This is a genomic window from Iodobacter arcticus (genome assembly GCF_042664895.1).
Lineage (GTDB): Bacteria > Pseudomonadota > Gammaproteobacteria > Burkholderiales > Chitinibacteraceae > Iodobacter > Iodobacter arcticus.
Genome location: NZ_JBHTBQ010000035.1, coordinates 73,678 through 90,020, shown reverse-complemented (window position 1 = coordinate 90,020; position 16,343 = coordinate 73,678). Strand labels below are relative to the sequence as shown.

General features: G+C 47.6%; 15 protein-coding genes and 2 tRNA genes. 12 read left to right on the top strand and 5 right to left on the bottom strand.

The genetic code is table 11. The features are described from left to right. Positions 1-121: 121 nt before the first annotated feature. Together ACFQNF_RS16515 and ACFQNF_RS16510 are read right to left on the bottom strand one after the other, a co-directional pair. Positions 122-206 (bottom strand) — tRNA-Leu (locus ACFQNF_RS16515). A gap of 86 nt (positions 207-292) precedes the next feature. Beyond that, positions 293-377, bottom strand: a tRNA-Leu gene (locus ACFQNF_RS16510). A 135-nt stretch (positions 378-512) separates the two neighbouring features. On the opposite strand from ACFQNF_RS16510, the gene rnr reads away from it, so the two are divergent. Beyond that, positions 513-3,278 (top strand): ribonuclease R, encoded by a 2,766-nt coding sequence (gene rnr, locus ACFQNF_RS16505; RefSeq protein ID WP_380189025.1) that lies wholly within the window; start codon positions 513-515, stop codon positions 3,276-3,278. Between the two features lie 76 nt (positions 3,279-3,354). Here rnr and ACFQNF_RS16500 read toward each other — a convergent pair whose 3' ends face one another. Further along, complete coding sequence (locus ACFQNF_RS16500) at positions 3,355-3,693, bottom strand: hypothetical protein (protein WP_380189024.1); 339 nt, start codon at positions 3,691-3,693, stop codon at positions 3,355-3,357. Positions 3,694-3,811: 118 nt separating this feature from the next. On the opposite strand from ACFQNF_RS16500, the gene ACFQNF_RS16495 reads away from it, so the two are divergent. From ACFQNF_RS16495 to ACFQNF_RS16460, 8 genes are all read left to right on the top strand, one after another. After that, complete coding sequence (locus tag ACFQNF_RS16495; RefSeq protein ID WP_380189023.1) at positions 3,812-4,171, top strand: hypothetical protein; 360 nt, start codon at positions 3,812-3,814, stop codon at positions 4,169-4,171. A 334-nt stretch (positions 4,172-4,505) separates the two neighbouring features. Continuing rightward, positions 4,506-5,213, top strand: coding sequence for an SIMPL domain-containing protein (locus ACFQNF_RS16490; RefSeq protein WP_380189022.1), 708 nt, complete (start codon positions 4,506-4,508; stop codon positions 5,211-5,213). Continuing rightward, positions 5,210-5,629 carry a protein YgfX gene (locus tag ACFQNF_RS16485; RefSeq protein WP_380189021.1) on the top strand — a complete coding sequence of 140 codons (420 nt, stop codon included), beginning with the start codon at positions 5,210-5,212 and terminating at the stop codon, positions 5,627-5,629. Before ACFQNF_RS16490 ends, ACFQNF_RS16485 begins: the two co-directional genes overlap by 4 nt. A gap of 203 nt (positions 5,630-5,832) precedes the next feature. Beyond that, entirely contained in the window at positions 5,833-7,830 is a 1,998-nt protein-coding gene (locus ACFQNF_RS16480; protein ID WP_380189020.1) for a TonB-dependent receptor plug domain-containing protein, read from the top strand. Positions 7,831-7,852: 22 nt separating this feature from the next. Further along, the gene (locus tag ACFQNF_RS16475; protein WP_380189019.1) at positions 7,853-9,097 is read left to right on the top strand and encodes an HmuY family protein; all 1,245 of its coding nucleotides are present in this window, start codon (positions 7,853-7,855) and stop codon (positions 9,095-9,097) included. Positions 9,098-9,318: 221 nt separating this feature from the next. Continuing rightward, positions 9,319-10,755 (top strand): HlyD family type I secretion periplasmic adaptor subunit, encoded by a 1,437-nt coding sequence (locus ACFQNF_RS16470; protein ID WP_380189018.1) that lies wholly within the window; start codon positions 9,319-9,321, stop codon positions 10,753-10,755. 136 nt (positions 10,756-10,891) lie between these two features. Next, positions 10,892-11,428, top strand: coding sequence for a hypothetical protein (locus tag ACFQNF_RS16465; protein ID WP_380189017.1), 537 nt, complete (start codon positions 10,892-10,894; stop codon positions 11,426-11,428). Next, complete coding sequence (locus tag ACFQNF_RS16460; RefSeq protein ID WP_380189016.1) at positions 11,425-11,703, top strand: hypothetical protein; 279 nt, start codon at positions 11,425-11,427, stop codon at positions 11,701-11,703. Before ACFQNF_RS16465 ends, ACFQNF_RS16460 begins: the two co-directional genes overlap by 4 nt. 801 nt (positions 11,704-12,504) lie before the next feature. On the opposite strand, the gene nadB is transcribed toward ACFQNF_RS16460, so the two are convergent. Continuing rightward, complete coding sequence (gene nadB / locus ACFQNF_RS16455) at positions 12,505-14,088, bottom strand: L-aspartate oxidase (protein WP_380189015.1); 1,584 nt, start codon at positions 14,086-14,088, stop codon at positions 12,505-12,507. Then, positions 14,075-14,239: a hypothetical protein gene (locus ACFQNF_RS16450; protein ID WP_380189014.1), complete on the bottom strand. Its 165-nt coding sequence runs from the start codon at positions 14,237-14,239 to the stop codon at positions 14,075-14,077. The genes nadB and ACFQNF_RS16450 overlap by 14 nt, the downstream gene beginning before the upstream one ends. 5 nt (positions 14,240-14,244) lie before the next feature. Between ACFQNF_RS16450 and rpoE the strand changes: the two genes are divergently transcribed. The 3 genes from rpoE to ACFQNF_RS16435 are packed head-to-tail and all read left to right on the top strand — an operon-like array spanning position 14,245 to position 16,339. Then, positions 14,245-14,853: an RNA polymerase sigma factor RpoE gene (gene rpoE, locus ACFQNF_RS16445; protein ID WP_046350178.1), complete on the top strand. Its 609-nt coding sequence runs from the start codon at positions 14,245-14,247 to the stop codon at positions 14,851-14,853. A gap of 28 nt (positions 14,854-14,881) precedes the next feature. After that, a complete protein-coding gene (locus tag ACFQNF_RS16440) occupies positions 14,882-15,364 on the top strand; it encodes a sigma-E factor negative regulatory protein (RefSeq protein WP_380189013.1) in 483 nt (160 codons plus the stop codon). A gap of 42 nt (positions 15,365-15,406) precedes the next feature. Beyond that, complete coding sequence (locus ACFQNF_RS16435) at positions 15,407-16,339, top strand: MucB/RseB C-terminal domain-containing protein (protein ID WP_380189012.1); 933 nt, start codon at positions 15,407-15,409, stop codon at positions 16,337-16,339. The last annotated feature ends 4 nt before the right edge of the window (positions 16,340-16,343 follow it).

Sequence of the window (16,343 nt, the reverse complement as noted above, 5' to 3'; positions counted from 1 at the left end):
CATGGACCTGAACCATGCGCGTCTACCAATTCCGCCATCTGGGCAATACGTCTAGCATTTAAATCTATTGCAAACTTACTTGTCTGTTGCTGACTTTTTTGAAATCAGCTTCATTTACTTATGGTGCCCAGAAGAGGACTCGAACCTCCACACCCGAAGGCACATGGACCTGAACCATGCGCGTCTACCAATTCCGCCATCTGGGCAATGCAATTAACCTATTTCAAAAGTGGCTAATTTAAACTTCATCTACTGCTTTTGCTGCAAATCATTTAAAGCAACTTTTAGAACGTGGTGCCCAGGAGAGGACTCGAACCTCCACACCCGAAGGCACATGGACCTGAACCATGCGCGTCTACCAATTCCGCCACCTGGGCGCTCTAAAAGCGTTAGAATGTTGCTGCGCCTCACTTAAGAGGAGGCGATTATTGTTAAAAGCAGACACCATGTCAAGAAATATACCGAAGAAATCTTTAAGAATTTCCACTATTCCAAATCAGGAGGCCTCGACAATGAGCGGCCGTTCTAAAAAAATCAAAGGCATACGCGCGTCAGACCCATTTCTTGAGCGCGAACGCGAACGTTATGAATTTCCACTTCCTTCCCGAGAATTTGTGCTGCAAGTACTGAGTGAGCACGGCGCACCTATTTTTGTTGATGAATTGATGAGTACCCTGGCTATTTTGCCCGAGGAAGAAACACAGTTCCATCGCCGCATGGCCGCGATGGAACGTGAAGGGCAGGTGATGATTAATCGCAAAGGTGCATTATGCCTGCCTGATAAGCTCGATCTTTTACCTGGACGGGTGCAAGGGCATACCGATGGGTTTGGCTTTTTAGTACCCGATGATGGCAGTAGCGATCTTTACCTTGGCCCTAAGGAAATGAATAAAGTTTTGCATGGCGATCGTGTGCTGGTGCGCCCGATGGGCCTAGATCGCCGTGGTCGTCGTGAAGGCAGTATTGTTGAAGTGTTAGTGAGGGCGACGAGTAAATTAGTGGGCCGTCTGCATGGTGAGCATGGTGTTTATACCGTTACCGCAGAAGATAAGCGGATTAGTCACGAAATTCTGCTGGAGCCCAACGGCACGATGGGGGCGGAATCAGGGCAGGTGGTGATGGTTGAGCTGGTCAGCCAGCCTTCACGTTATTCTCAGCCTGTAGGCCGGGTGATTCAGGTGCTAGGTAATTATGCCGATCCGGGCATGGAAATTGAGATTGCCCTGCGTAAGCACAATTTACCTCATGAATTTTCTGAAGCAGCGATTTTGCAAGGGGAAGAAACCCCTAGCAAAGTACGCAAAAAAGATTGGAAGAAAGTGCTGGGCACGGTAGAGCGTGAAGATTTACGCGATTTGCCGCTAGTGACCATCGACGGTGAAACGGCTAAAGATTTTGATGATGCCGTTTATGCAGAGAAAAAAGGCAAAGGCTGGCGCTTAATCGTGGCGATTGCCGATGTAAGCCATTATGTCTTGCCGGGTGATGCGTTGGATGTGGGGGCGATTGAGCGCGGTAATTCGGTTTATTTCCCGCGCCGGGTGATTCCGATGTTGCCAGAAGCATTATCTAATGGCATTTGTTCTTTAATGCCGGACGTAGAGCGCCTGTGTATGGTGTGCGATATGCAAATTACGGCTAAGGGCGAAATTAAAAAATATCGCTTTTATCCGGCTGTGATGCATTCAAAAGCGCGCCTGACTTACACCAAAGTATGGGATATGGTGCAGCATCCTGAGGGTGAAATCGCTCAGCAATATCAGCATGTATTGCCGCAGATCGACACACTTTATGCTTTGTTTAAAGCATTTTCTGGTGCCCGTGCGCTGCGTGGTGCGATTGATTTTGAAACCATTGAAACTGAAATGCGTTTTGATGAAAAAGGCAAAATCAGCGAAATCGTGCCGGTTATTCGCAATGATGCACATAAGCTGATTGAAGAATGCATGCTGGCCGCCAATGTGTGTGCTGCTGATATTCTGCTGAAAAAAGAACACGAATGCGTTTACCGGGTGCATGAAGGCCCGACACCAGAAAAACTAGAGAATTTGCGCACTTACATTAAGAGCGTGGGTTTATCTCTCGATGGTGATGATGAGCCAACGGCAGGCGATTACGCGGTTCTGCTGGAGAAAATCAAGCTGCGGGACGATGCGCCACTCTTGCAAACCATGTTGCTCAGATCGCTTTCGCAAGCCGTTTATAGTCCCGATAATAAAGGGCATTTCGGTTTGTCTTACGATGCTTATACCCACTTTACTTCGCCTATTCGCCGCTACCCGGATTTATTGGTGCATCGCGCCATTAAGGCGATTCTGGCTGGGCAAAAGTATACGCCGGCAATGAAATGGGAAGCCTTGGGCACGCAGTGCTCAATGACGGAGCGCCGCGCCGATGATGCCAGCCGTGATGTGCAAAACTGGCTAAAGTGTTATTACATGCAAGATAAGGTGGGCGAAGAATTCGAAGGCGTTATTTCTGCGGTGACTGGCTTTGGTATTTTTGTATTGCTGGATAATGTGTTTGTAGAGGGCTTGGTGCATATTTCTGAGTTGGGAGCAGATTACTTCCACTTTGATGAGGTGCGTAAAGAGCTGAAAGGCGAGCGCACGGGGCAGGTTTATCGCATAACTGGCCGGGTAAAAATCAAAGTGGCACGTGTTTCTTTAGAAACCAGCAAAATTGATTTTATGCTAGTTGAAGAAAAAGCCACTTGGGGCGATCAAGTGGCAACGCCGCCGGGCCGCCGTAATGCGCCTCCGCGCAGCCCTGCGCCGCGTGGTGGTCAAGCCAAGCCTCATGCCAAGCCACGTGTTACTGAAGTTGCTCCGATTGCGCCTGCTAAACCTAAGCCACTTAACCCAAGAAAACGCACTGCTGCCGTTAAAAAAACAGATGCAGTGCTGCCTCAGCCAGCTGCCGATAGCGTAAAGAAAACCGTGCTTCCAAGGGCGGCTAAGCCTAAGGCGGCGGTGGCTGATCAGCCCCAGACCGTTGATGTGGCAGCAAAGCGCGCGGTAAAAAAACCGCGTACACCTGCCGCTAAGTCTGTTGCAGTAGCCAATGCTGCTAAACCAGCTGCGAATAAGCCGGCTGCTAAACCGCGTGTTGCAGCGGCCAAGCCAACTGCAGAGCAAGCGGCTGCGGCCACAGCAAGCCCTGCTGCAAGAAAACCGCGCGCAGCTAGGGTTAAACCCACGGCTGCCATGGTTAAGGTGATAACGCCTACGGGGCTTGATGTTGTGGATAGCAAGAAGAGCGGCAAAAAGCCGTTGTAAGGTAGACAGATCAAGCTGCGATGAGCAGCTTGATCGTTTCCCAGGCTGTGCCTGCCTGAGTGCTGCCGGCATTTGTTTAGGTGGTTTTGAGTGCTTTCATCAGGTTTTCACGCTGCGTTGCGTTGATTTCTTTAATTTGCACAATATGGCGGAACATGCTGACTTGGCCAATAAGGGAAGTGCAGCTGATATTGCCGGTAAAATCAACGTATTGCTTGATTAAAGAGCCGGGAATATCGAGGTAGATATGGCAAGTCGTGCCTGCTTTGACTTCTTTGTCTGCCAGTATAATCAGCTTGTTTTCCGCTACTTCAATGGCAATGCCGTAGACGGGCGGGGCGCTTGGGGACGTGACAATCGCGGCACGCCAGCTTACTTTTTTACGGGGACGGGGATCAGTTGTTTGATTCATCATACTTATCAAGATGGGCAGAATATTTGCCGTTGAAAATACAGCGTAGCACTCGCCGTGCTAACCTTGTGCCTAAATGCCGCACTGCGGTAAAGATATACTTTTAACCAAGGAGTTCTGCATGTTTATCGTCGATCGCTCGGTTGCTATTATTAAGCCACGGCAACCTTTTCTCGATTGGCTCAATAAGTTGCCAGGAAATGACATCCAGCTGACTTTGGATGAAGTTCGTTGTGACTGTACCTCTATTCTGATTCCAGAGGCGAATGAAACTGAGGATGGCATCGCTTTTATTGATGAAATTGCTGAAAAATTATTTGAAATGGAGCTTTCCTCTTGGGTGGCTGAAGAGCAGCACTGGCCAGAAAAACGCAATCTCAAAACATTTTGGGAATGGTTTGATGTTGAAGTGCATTTAGGCGTCATGGACGCGGTTGCGGAAGAGATCCACAACACACCTACTGATCATGGTTATCATTAATCGATTGCTAAGTACTTTAACTTACTGAGTTCAATAAAGGGGCGGATTATCGCCCTTTTATTTTGCAATTGTATTTAAAATGACAATAATTTCTGCTGATCTAGTTAGAAAGTAGCGCATGTGAGTAGATCAAATGATGGAAAATGAAAGACAGTTTGTGGATTTTTTGTAATTTAGGGGGCTTGACGCGTTAAAAATATCATCATGAAAAGTTTGATTTTGCGCTGTGACAGGCGTGAATAAGTGGTACTTTTTACTTGTAGCTTTCGTGTTTATTTTAATTAAACTATTGTCAAAAGATTATTTTCGTAAGCTGTGATTATAAGGATTTGTGATGAAATATCTTCTTTCAGCGGTCATGATGACTGCCATGACGTCAGCAATGGCAGCCAGCGATACCCCGATGTTTAATGTGGTGAATCTGGAAGCCAGCGCTTCACGTGAAGTGGCGAATGATCTGGCGAGTGCTATTTTGTTTGTTGAGCTGACCGATACCGATCCTGCGCGTCTGAGCGATAAGATTAATCAAACGCTTGCTGCCGCGATTAAGCTCGTGAAAGCCCAGACGGCAGTACAAAATGGTGGCACGGGTTATGCAACCTATCCGCTGTATGGCAAAACGAATAAGCAAGAAGGCTGGCGCAGCCGGGGCGAATTGCGTGTGTCCTCGCGCGATTTTGCGGTACTGTCTAAATTGCTGGCTCAGCTGCAACAGCCGATTGCGGGTGGCTTACCAATGCAATTGGCAAATGTCAGCTATGGTGTTTCAGAAGGCGCGCGCTCTAAAGCTGAAGAGGTGCTGATTGAAGAAGGTTTACAAGACTTTAAATACCGTGCCGCGCTGATCCAAAAAGGCTTTGCAGGCAAGAGTTGGAAAATGATCAATGTGAATGTCAATACGGCAGGTGGTTATCGTCCGCAGCCCATGATGATGAAAAGTAGTGGTGCAATGGAGATGGGCAGGGCTGCTGATGCGCCGATTGAATCAGGCGAAAGCCGTTTAACGGTTAATGTATCAGGCAGTATTCAAATCACCGAATGATCCCCGCGCCGCTGGTGCTTGCACCCTCTTTGTGGGAGAGGCGCTGGCTGTATTTAAGCCATGCCTGCGCGGCGTTTGCTTGCCTGTTTAGCCCTTGGCTTTGGGCCATCACGCTTGTGGTGGCTTTTTCTTTGTATCGCAGCTTATATCTGAAACCGTCAGCGTCATCTTGCGTGATGGCTTTGGCGGATGGATCAATCAGGCTAACGTATGCTGATGGCAAAGAAGTTGATGCGGTTTTATTGCCTTCTAGCAGGGTAATGGGCGGCTTGATTGTGCTGCATCTGATCGGTGATGCCCGACCCATTGATTTAGTGATCTGGCCAGATAGTGCACCTGCCGAAAGCTTGCGCCAGTGGCGGGTTTGGCTGCTTTGGCAATGGCCGGCACTCCAGTCGCGACAGACGCAAGATTAGTTGGGGCGCAATACGCTGCTTGTGTTTTGGGCTTATCCGCAGATTAAAAAAGAGCAAGGCATCGTTGGATGCCTTGCTCTTTTTTATTGGTTTTTCCGTGTTTTTTAGCGTGTTTTTGCTTGATTAATTAAATGGCATTGACAATAAATACAGATGAGTATGATAATGATTATCATTAAATATATTCTCATGTAATGGACGCCGTGTCTTACTCTTCGCTTGTTACCCAGCCGCCTTGTCGCATTAAAAAAACTGCGCTGTTATTGTTGCTGACCTCCTCGTTTGCTATGGCCGATGTCACGCTGGATACCGTTGTGGTGACCGCAACGCGCAGCGAAAGGCGGGTGGACGATACGCCGGTGCGCACCGAGGTGATCAGCCGTGCAGAAATCGAAAAAACCCACGCCCGCACTTTAAAAGACGCGATCGAAAATATCCCCGGCTTGCAGCTCAGAGAAGTGCACGGTAAATCGGGGTATGAGCTGTCTTTACAAGGCTTAAGCAGCGATCAGGTTCTGGTGTTGATCGATGGTCTGCCCATTGCCGCCAGCACTAGCTCTACGGTGAATTTAAGCCAGTATTTGCTTTCAGAAGTCGACCATATCGAAGTGATTAAAGGCGCGGCATCGGCGCAATACGGCAGCTCGGCGATGGGTGGAGTGATTAATGTGATTACGCGCCGGGTAAAGCCTGGTTTTTCCGGTAGCGCTGATGCCAGCTTGGGTAGCTATGGTGCGCAAAATGATTCTGGAAAATCTTGGGATGCGGGCCTGAAGCACGGTCAGTTTCAGCTAGAAGGCGGCAGCGAGCAATGGCGGGCGCGTTTGAGCGGTGATGTGCTGGATGATGCCGGCTTTGGGACTAAACCAGAAAACTGGTCTCGTCAGGGCGATGCCTCTAAACGTCAGCAATATGGTGCAAAACTAAGCTGGCTGCCTCAGGCGGGTGATGAGTTATGGGTAGAAGGAAGCCGCTATCGTGAAGATGATGTGCAGCGCTATCAGCGCTATGTGCCACCCAGATTGCTCGCACAAGAAAAAACCGAAGGCATTGCCCGCGATCGCTTTGTAGCAGGGGCTAAAACAAGCTTCGTTAATGGCATGCGGGTGCAGGCGCAGCTGCTTGATGAAACTTACAATAGCGAAGGAAAAGAATATTCCCTGGGTGATTTGATGTCGGTACGCCGCTTTGAGCAGCATTTAAATCATTTGACTGCTCAGGTCGATTTGCCTGCTTGGTATAGCCAGCTTTGGCAATTTGGGATGGATTGGCGCAAAGAGAATGTTAGCCAAAGCGTGAATGGCGTATCTGAGTTTTTAGGCTCACAAAAGGTAAGTAAAGAAAGCCGCGAGTTGTTTGTGCAGAACGATATTTTCTTCGGAGATGATTGGGAAGTTGTGCTGGGCTTACGCGTGCAAGATGATTCTGATTTTGGCACGCATGCCGCACCTAAAATTGCGCTACGCGGCAATGTATGGGAAAGCGGCGATTGGAAAGGAGTGCTTCGGGCTAGCTTTGGTCAAGGCTATCGCGTTCCTAATTTAAAAGAGCGGCATTTCCTATTTGATCATAGCTCGCTGGGCTATATGGTATTGGGCAATCCAAATTTAAAACCAGAATCCTCCAATAGCTGGCAATTGGGTGGCAATCTTGCTTTATCCAGAAAAGTTTCACTGGATATCAATGCCTATTTCAATCAGGTTAAAGATTTAATTCAGGTTGATGAAATAAATGCAGTGACAAGTAATGGTGTTTCGAAGTTTACTTACAAAAATATAGCGCGTACTGAAACACGCGGTATAGAAACAGCATTGGATTGGCGTGTATCAGATCAATTAAATATAAATACTTCTTATACCTATAGTCTGAGCAAAGATCTGGATAGTGGCAAAGCACTCACTCGTCGCCCGGAAAACATGGCGCGCCTTGGTTTGGATTGGGAGGTGTTAGCAGGAAGCACCTTTACTTTGCGTAGCCGTTATCAAAGCGCTGAATTAATCGACTCTGCAAAGAATGCTCATTCTGATGCATGGATGACGACCGATATTAAATTTAACCAACAAATTAATAAAAACATAACAGCATATATCGGTATTGATAATGTGCAAGATACGCAGCGTGATTTCAGTAACCCAAATGATTTTGGTCCCATTTCAGGGCGTTTTATTTATCTGGGTAGCCGTTTTGCCTGGGGTAGTTAATAGAGGAGTTTAAAAAATGATCATGAAGCCATCTTTAGTATTAAGCGGTAGTTTATTTGCCATGACTTTATTGCTGAGCGCATGCGGGGGCAGTGATGATGCAACCGTTGCACCAACGCCGGTTCCAAAACCCACCCCAGCGCCAACTCCTGTTTCTGGATTTACTAAAACCGCAACATGGGATGTGGCATTTGAAGCTAAAGCAGGCGGAGAGTTGTGTTTTGATATCGATACTCAAAAAGCGGCAGATTGCACAAGCGATACTTGGGACGTTAAAGCAAAAGATGATGGACGCAGCACCAGCTTCTTTACTAATAGCGGCACTAGTGGTGCAGGTAAAGGTGGCGCTGTGGCTAGCCCTCTTGACGCCAAATGGGCCGATTTAAAAAAATGGCTCAACGGGATGGCTGATCCTATCAGCGGCGCTTTGGATGCAAATTCCTATATTAAAGACTTTGCTGAAGGCGTATTTACCGGTACAAACCCGATTAAATCGGCTGCTTTTGAATATGATTTAGCAGGGGATCATAAGCTGAGCCCTAACTTTAAAGTGTTCCTGATTTCTGAAGACACCACCAACCCGGTGGCTAAACAGTTTGCTTTGCAAGTAACAGGCTATTACGGTGGCACAGGCGGTGCGGTTTCTGGTTTCCCTTCGATTCGCTGGGTAGATCGCACAAGCAATAATGAATTAAGCGCAACGCTAGATGCATCTAAAGGCTGGGTGTATTTTGATTTGGCAAAAAATGCAGTGTCAACAGAAACCGGTGCATGGCATATCGCATTTAATCGCAATAACATGAAGCTAAATAGCAGCGTGGCAGGCAAACCGCTAGGCGGCTTATTGGCTAAAACACCGGATGGTTTTTATACCGCAGAGGGCAAAGCCATTGCCGCTAAATTTGCCGATACAAATAATCTGGCACAAACCCGAGCACTATTAACGGCAACAGATTTATTACCAGCAAAACCAAAATGGCTGAGCGATAAAAATGCATCCCCCCTTAGCCCGGCCGCTAAAGGCAATTACCCTGTTTTAGATTATGGCTGGTATACCTATTACGGCAGTGATGCTGAGGCCACTAAAGCCGGCTTGGCGGCAGCACATATGTTAAAAGCCAACCCAGATGCTGCAACCATGATTCGCTCCGCAGAAGGCAACAGCTTTGCTCGCATGCATTTAAAAGAAGTTCAATACGCCGATCCAAAAAATGCCAGCAGCAAGAAAACATTGAAGTTTGAATTTGATATTCAACCGAAATCTTAAGTTTGCTGAGTATTGGATAAAAACCCCGCTAATGCGGGGTTTTTTAGTTTAAGGTTAGGGTAATTAGGTATGTAAAAAAAGATGTAAAGGTGATTTGCGTGCGGCTATTCCGGTGTTATTGCATAGACTTTTTTTATTTGTATGGCCTTTTATCTGGCGAATAATCATTTATCATTTATCATTAATTATTGCAGAATCACCATATAAGATGGTTGCCCCTCATGATTCTGTTCCTGGCTTCTATGTTTACCCCTGTTTTCAAAGAGTTACTTACAAAATACCTTACTGTTTTTTCGGGGGTTTGGGCTATACGTCATGAGCTAGATCCCATCGCCAGAAATAGTAATGAGCTTGCCTTTTTACCCGCCGCCCTCGAGCTACAAGAAAATCCCCCTCACCCCGCCGCCCGCATCACCCTTTGGGCCTTGCTCGCTTTTATCCTGATCGCCCTGTTATGGGCCTGTCTTGGCAAGATTGATATTGTGGCCGTGGCACCGGGCAGGTTGATTGTGTCTGATCGCAGTAAAACCATTCAGCCCTTAGAGGCAGGGGTGGTGAAATCGATTCATGTGCAAGACGGGCAAACGGTGCAAGCGGGGCAATTGCTGATCGAGCTGGATGGCACCGTCTCTGGCGCAGAAAACACCAAGCAGCAAACCAATCTGCACGATGCAGAATTAAATGCCCTGCGCGCTAAAGCTTTGCTCGCCGCTTTAGATAGCGGGCAAGCGCCTGTTGTCAATAATGTGGCAGCAGGTAAGGAGCTGCAATCGCTGGAAGCCAGCCGCCTGGCGCTCAGCCAGTGGCAGGAATTACAAGCTAGGCTATCTACCCTGGATAGTGATACTTCACGTAAGCAGGCAGAGCGGGCTGGGGTGCAAGATCAAATCGCCAAGTTTGAGCAAACCTTACCAATTATTAAGCAGCGCGAAAAAGATTTTCAGGATCTTGCCCTGCAAAACTTTGTTTCCAAACACGGCGTACTGGAAAAGCAGCAGGCCAGAATAGAAACCGAGCAAGATTTAGCCAACCAGCGGCATAAAAAATCAGAGCTGGATGCCGCCATTCGCGGCAATGCCCAGCAAAGAATCGCCATTCAGGCAGAGTTTCGCCGCACCCAGCACGATCTGCTCACCCAAGCCAGTGAGCAAGCCCGCTCGTTTACCCAGGACGTGGTTAAAACTGGGCAGCTACAAAAACAAACCCGTTTAACCGCGCCCGTAGCCGGGATCGTGCAGCAACTGGCCGTACACACCGTGGGCGGCGTCGTCACCCCCGCGCAAGCCCTGCTGGTGATTGTGCCAAGGGATGAAGCCGTTGAGGCCGAAGTGGTGCTGGAAAATAAAGACATCGGCTTTGTGAATGCCGGGCAGGCCGCCGCTATTAAAATTGAAACCTTTAATTACACCAAATACGGCTTAATTGAAGGATTAGTGAGAAACGTCTCTTTTGATGCAGTACCTGATGAAAAATTAGGGCTTATTTATCAGGCCAGAATTAAATTACAAAAAAATAAAATGAATATCGACGGTAAATGGCTAAAGCTGGCACCGGGAATGGCGGTAACGGTAGAAATTAAAACGGGGCAGCGCAGAATTATTGAGTACTTCCTGTCGCCACTAATGGCGCATGTTTCGGAGAGTGTGAGGGAGAGGTGATTCTATTTGGTAGCTCTATTGAAGGATAATGTTGTAGATTAATTAATATTAATTTAAATTCCAAATACTATAAATTTAACAATAAGGAGTGATGAATGAATTATTTTTATATGGGTGCTTTCTTTAGGGGGATGGTATGAGTGCCCTTATTGTACTTCTTATTCTATTTTTTTGGGCTTATATAGCCATAAAAGTTAGTTTTTATATTGCTAATTGGCTTTCAGAAGAATGGTGGCGTAATGTTATTTTAATACTGTTGTTTTTAACAATACTTCCCCTTCCATTGGTTGATGAAATTATTGCAAAAAAACAGTTTGAACGGCTTTGCAAGGAAAATGAATTCATTAATATTGATCGGGAAAAAGCGGTTGGGAAAACTGTGTATTTAGATTCAAAGCCAGAAATTATAATACAAGGGACGTCGATACCTATTGCTATTCACCAGTGGCGATTTATAGAAGAAAATACAAAAGAGCTAGTTGTTAGCTACAACACTCTGCGTGCAGATGGGGGGATTTTACAACGGATGCTGGGTGTTCCTCCTAGTGATGGGCCTGTGACATTTGAATCAACATGTAGACCTAAAGAGCATCCATCTTCAGTTGAAGCATTTAAAGAGTTAGGGATTCATTACATAGAACCGCCAATTAAACAAATCGGAGAACAGAAATGACTATTATTCATGATGCATATATCAATGCACTATTGGCCGATGCCGCTTACGTAAGTAAACTTAGTTCAAATGATACAGGTAAAGTATTGGCTGATAAACTCAGCCTTCGCATGACCCCCATGCTTGCCAAATATATCGGCGATCATTTTAGCGTCGTTACACAAGTTAGTAGTCCGAATTCTAGTTTTGATGTCACCGTTTGTAAAAAAAACTGGGGGGTCAGGTCTTACATTTTACATCAGATAAAATGTATAGTGGTTTGCAAAGCAGATTGAATTGATTGCTTCATGTCAAATGTAAGATCTGACCCTATAGTTTTTTCTAAAATATCAGTTGTATTACTATTTTTTTTGTTGGTAAGCTATAAATATTTTGATGAATTTGTGAAATTTTAATGAATATAAAGAATAATTTATGCAAAGTTTTAAAAGAGACTCTGCGCTCCGCTGACGGCTGTGCGTGGCTGTTAACTTGTATTTTTTCTTTCTTATGTTTTATTGATGTTTGGAGCTCTAGCAATATATTTCCACTGAGAGAGTCGTTAGATGTAGGTAAGGCTATGGTGTTGTTGTTGTTTTCTCCTTTGTTGGTTTTTTTAGTTATGGTTAGATTGCGTCAACTGCCATTTTCTAGATATTTAATTCTTAGTTGGTTTAGGGCTTTGTTTTGTGTTTTTATATTTTTAATAATTAATAATTAATTTTTAATTTAGAGCTTGTTATGGGTATCCTTGAGTTGTTAAGTGGGCTGGATATATTGAGGGAATGACTGGTGCTCATGGGGCAATAACAAAGCTTATAGATGCAGATGGTTTTGTGTGTGGGGCGGCGGGATGCACATCGGATTGTGGCTATGGACAGAGGGTAGATTGTAGAGGAGGGGCCGCATCACGAGTTATTGCAAAAGCCGGATGGCTATTATGCGCGATTGTATGCGATGCAGGTTGGGTGATGGAGTAGAGTGGAGCGCTCAAAAAAGTAGTTGTTTGTCATTTATTTAAGATCAATAGATCTACTCGCTAAAAATACAAAAACCCCGCAGCTTGCGGGGTTTTTGTGTTTTTTAAATTAGTGCTTTTAATCGGGGCTAAGGATGGTGCTCTTCGCCTCGCTTAACATACCGGGATAATCGCGGCTGTAGTGCAGGCCACGGCTTTCTTTTCTATCCATGGCGCAGCGCACGATGAGTTCGGCAGATTGCACTAGATTGCGCAGCTCGATTAAGTCGTTAGAAACGCGGAAGTTGCTGTAGTAGTCGTCGATTTCATGTTGCAGCAATTCGATGCGGTGCAGGGCGCGCTCTAGGCGTTTGTTGGTGCGTACGATGCCGACGTAATCCCACATAAAGCGGCGTAATTCATCCCAATTATGCGAAATCACCACTTCTTCGTCGGGATCGGTGACTTGGCTTTCGTCCCATTCGGGGATATTTGGGCGCTCGGTGGCGGTGGCTTTTAAGATGTCGGTGGCGGCGGCTTTGCCGAGCACCATGCATTCCAGCAAGGAGTTGGATGCCAGCCGGTTGGCGCCGTGCAGGCCGGTGCAGGCGACTTCGCCTACGGCATAGAGACTGGTAACGTCGGTACGCCCGGCCATATCGCTGACTACGCCGCCGCAGGTGTAGTGTGCAGCCGGTACAACGGGGATGGGCTCTTTGGTGATGTCGATGCCCAGCTCTAGGCAGCGCAGGTAGATGTTGGGGAAGTGCTCTTTAATAAAGGCGGCGGGTTTATAGGAAATATCCAGATAAACGCAGTCAAAGCCGCCTTTTTTCATTTCAAAATCGATGGCGCGGGCCACGATATCGCGCGGGGCCAGCTCGGCGCGTTCATCGTGTAGGGGCATAAAGCGGGTGCCGTCAGGTAGTCTGAGTATGCCGCCTTCGCCGCGCACGGCTTCGGTAATTAAAAATGATTTGGCGTGCGGGTGATAAAGGCAGGTGGGGTGGAATTGGATGAATTCCATATTGGCCACGCGGCAACCTGCACGCCAGCCCATAGCAATGCCGTCGCCGGTGGCTACATCGGGGTTGGTGGTGTAAAGATACACCTTGCCTGCACCGCCACTGGCGAGCACGGTGGATTTGGCTACGATGGTTTCTACGCGGTCGGTTTCTTTATCGTAAACATAGGCGCCGTAGCAATGGCGGCCGGAGCGGCCCAGCTTCTGGTCGGTGATTAAATCAATGGCAATATGCGATTCAAGCACGGTGATATTGGGGTGGGCTGCTACTTTATGCGCCAGCGTGTCGATTACCGCTGCGCCGGTGGCATCGGCAGCATGGATAATTCGCCGGTGGCTGTGTCCGCCTTCGCGGGTGAGATGGTAGCCTTGATAGGCGCTGTCGCCTTCGGTGTCTTTAGTGAAAGGCACGCCCATTTGAATCAGCCAGTCGATGGCTTCTTTGGAGTGCTCTACAATAAAGCGCGTGCTGTCGTGATCGCACAGGCCAGCACCTGCAACATGGGTGTCACGAATATGCAGTTCTACACTATCGGTGCCATCCAGTACTGCGGCAATGCCGCCCTGTGCCCAGCCGCTGCCGCCGTCCCGCAGCTCGCGTTTGGTAATGAGGCCCACTTGGATATGGTCAGCTAAGTGTAAGGCCATGGTCATTCCGCCAAGGCCACTGCCAATGATTAGTGCATCAAATTCCCGCATTGCCGGTGTTCCATTCCCAGAAAAATGGAATATTAACAGACGCCAGAGCGTCTTCGCCGTGTATAAAGCCAAATCTGTCAGCTTTTGTATGGGCTGACTTGATAAAAATCATGGGCAACCCCATGTAAGGGTAAATATCTTTTGGAGACATCTTTGATTCAGCGAAGCGATCGTGATATCGATCAGGAGCTTGTTCTACGGGCTCAGGCGGGAGATAAGCGAGCCTTTGAACTGTTGGTGGTAAAATACCAGCGGCGTGTCGCACGTCTTTTGTCGCGGCTGATTCGCGATCAGTCCGAGATCGAGGACGTGTCTCAAGAGTCGTTTATCAAGGCTTATCGTGCCTTGCCATCTTTTCGTGGCGAAAGTGCTTTTTATACTTGGCTTTATCGCATTGCGATTAATACGGCTAAAAACCACCTAGCAACTTTGGGTCGCCGTCCTCAGCTTGCCAGCATTTATGAAGACGAAGAAGGCGAGTCGCTGGATGCGGCTGCACAAATACCGGATTACCACACGCCTGAAACTGAACTCTCTAACCGCCAGATTGTCTCTACAGTGAATGCAGTGGTTGATGAGCTGCCCTCCGAATTACGGACAGCGATTACGCTGCGTGAAATGGATGGTTTAAGTTATGAAGATATTGCCGCAGTGATGAATTGCCCAATAGGTACGGTGCGTTCTCGGATTTTCCGCGCTCGTGAGGCCATTGCAAACAAGCTCAGGCCCATATTAGATGTCGTTGGAAAAGATAAGCGCTGGTAAGCTTCAAAGGATATGAGAGGGTAATGTGATGAAAGAAAAACTTTCCGCCTTCATGGATGGCGAGCTTGATGTGGCTGATGTTGATGCCTTGCTTGCTGAAATGAAACGAGTGCCTGCACTCAATAATGATTGGTACGATTGGCATCAGGTGAGTGATCACTTGCAAGAGCATCCCCTGTTGTCCCCTCAGTTTATGCAGCGTTTTTCTGCACGGCTGGCGGCGGAGCCTACGGTGGTGGCCCCACAGCGTCTTAAACGTAGCTCAGTCATGAAAAAACTGCTGATTCCTTTGACTGCGGCCGCATCAATTGCCTTTGTGGGCGTGGCAGCATGGCAATCTAATACAACTTTTAATGCTGCACCCGCCATGGTTGCGGTGCAAAACGTGAAGTCGCTTGATAAGCCACCGGCTGTACGTGCTTATTTGGCTGCGCATAGCCAGGAATCTGGCAATGTTCTGGCTGAGCGCGATATTGTCTATGCAGATTTTGCCACGGAGAATACGCGCTAAATGGGCGACTTGCGGGATAGATTAAAGTCTTTTGTGCTGTGCATGAGTTTGCTTTTGCCGGTAGGCGCCTTGGCGGCATCAGAGATGAACAACGCCGACGCCGCTATTGTGTTGAACCGGATGTCGGCAGCGGCAAAACAGAATGATTTTCAGGGTTTATTTACTCACCAGCATGGCGATTCAACGGAAACATTCCGGATTGTGCATGTGGGGAGTGAAGCCGTAGAAATTGAGCGCCGCGAATCGTTGGACGGCCCTCGTCGTGAGTATTTTCGCAAAGGCGCTCAAGTTAGTATTTACCTGCCTTCTAAGCGTCCCATCTCTTTAGACCGGCGCTTCAGCTCTAAATTATTTCCGCAGCATTTGCCGGAAAACGCGGATTCGGTACTCCTTAATTACAAGCTTAAAAAAGTAGGGATGGAGCGGGTTGCGGGTTTAAACGCACAGATGTATGAGCTAGAGCCCAGAGACGTCTATCGCTTTCCTTTGCGCTTATGGATGCATACAGACAGTGGCTTAATATTGAAGTCTGAGCGCCTTGGGCCATCTTCATTGCCGGGCGAACTGTTTGTGTTTTCTGCGCTGGTCTTTGGTAAGGTTGAGCGGACTTTGTTAGCGCCGGTTAATCCGCTGCGCGCTGTGGTGATTGAATCTAATCAGGGAGTAGCAAGCGCTCCGATTGAGCCTGCATGGAAAATTGAGCATTTGCCGCGTGGCTTTCGCTTTATGAAGAGCGTGCAGCGCACCTTGATCGGCAAAGAAATGCCGGTGGTGCAGCACCTTTATAGCGATGGCCTAGTGACGGTATCGGTCTTTTTAGAGCCTTCCGTGGCCGAGTCCAAAGAGGGCGCGTCTCATCAAGGTGCGATGCATATGTATGTGCGGCAAGTTCAAGCCAAAATGGTGACGGTTTTAGGTGAAGTACCTGCCGAAACAGTTAAAAAGTTTGCCTACGCTTTTAATCCCCGTTCGTGATCCC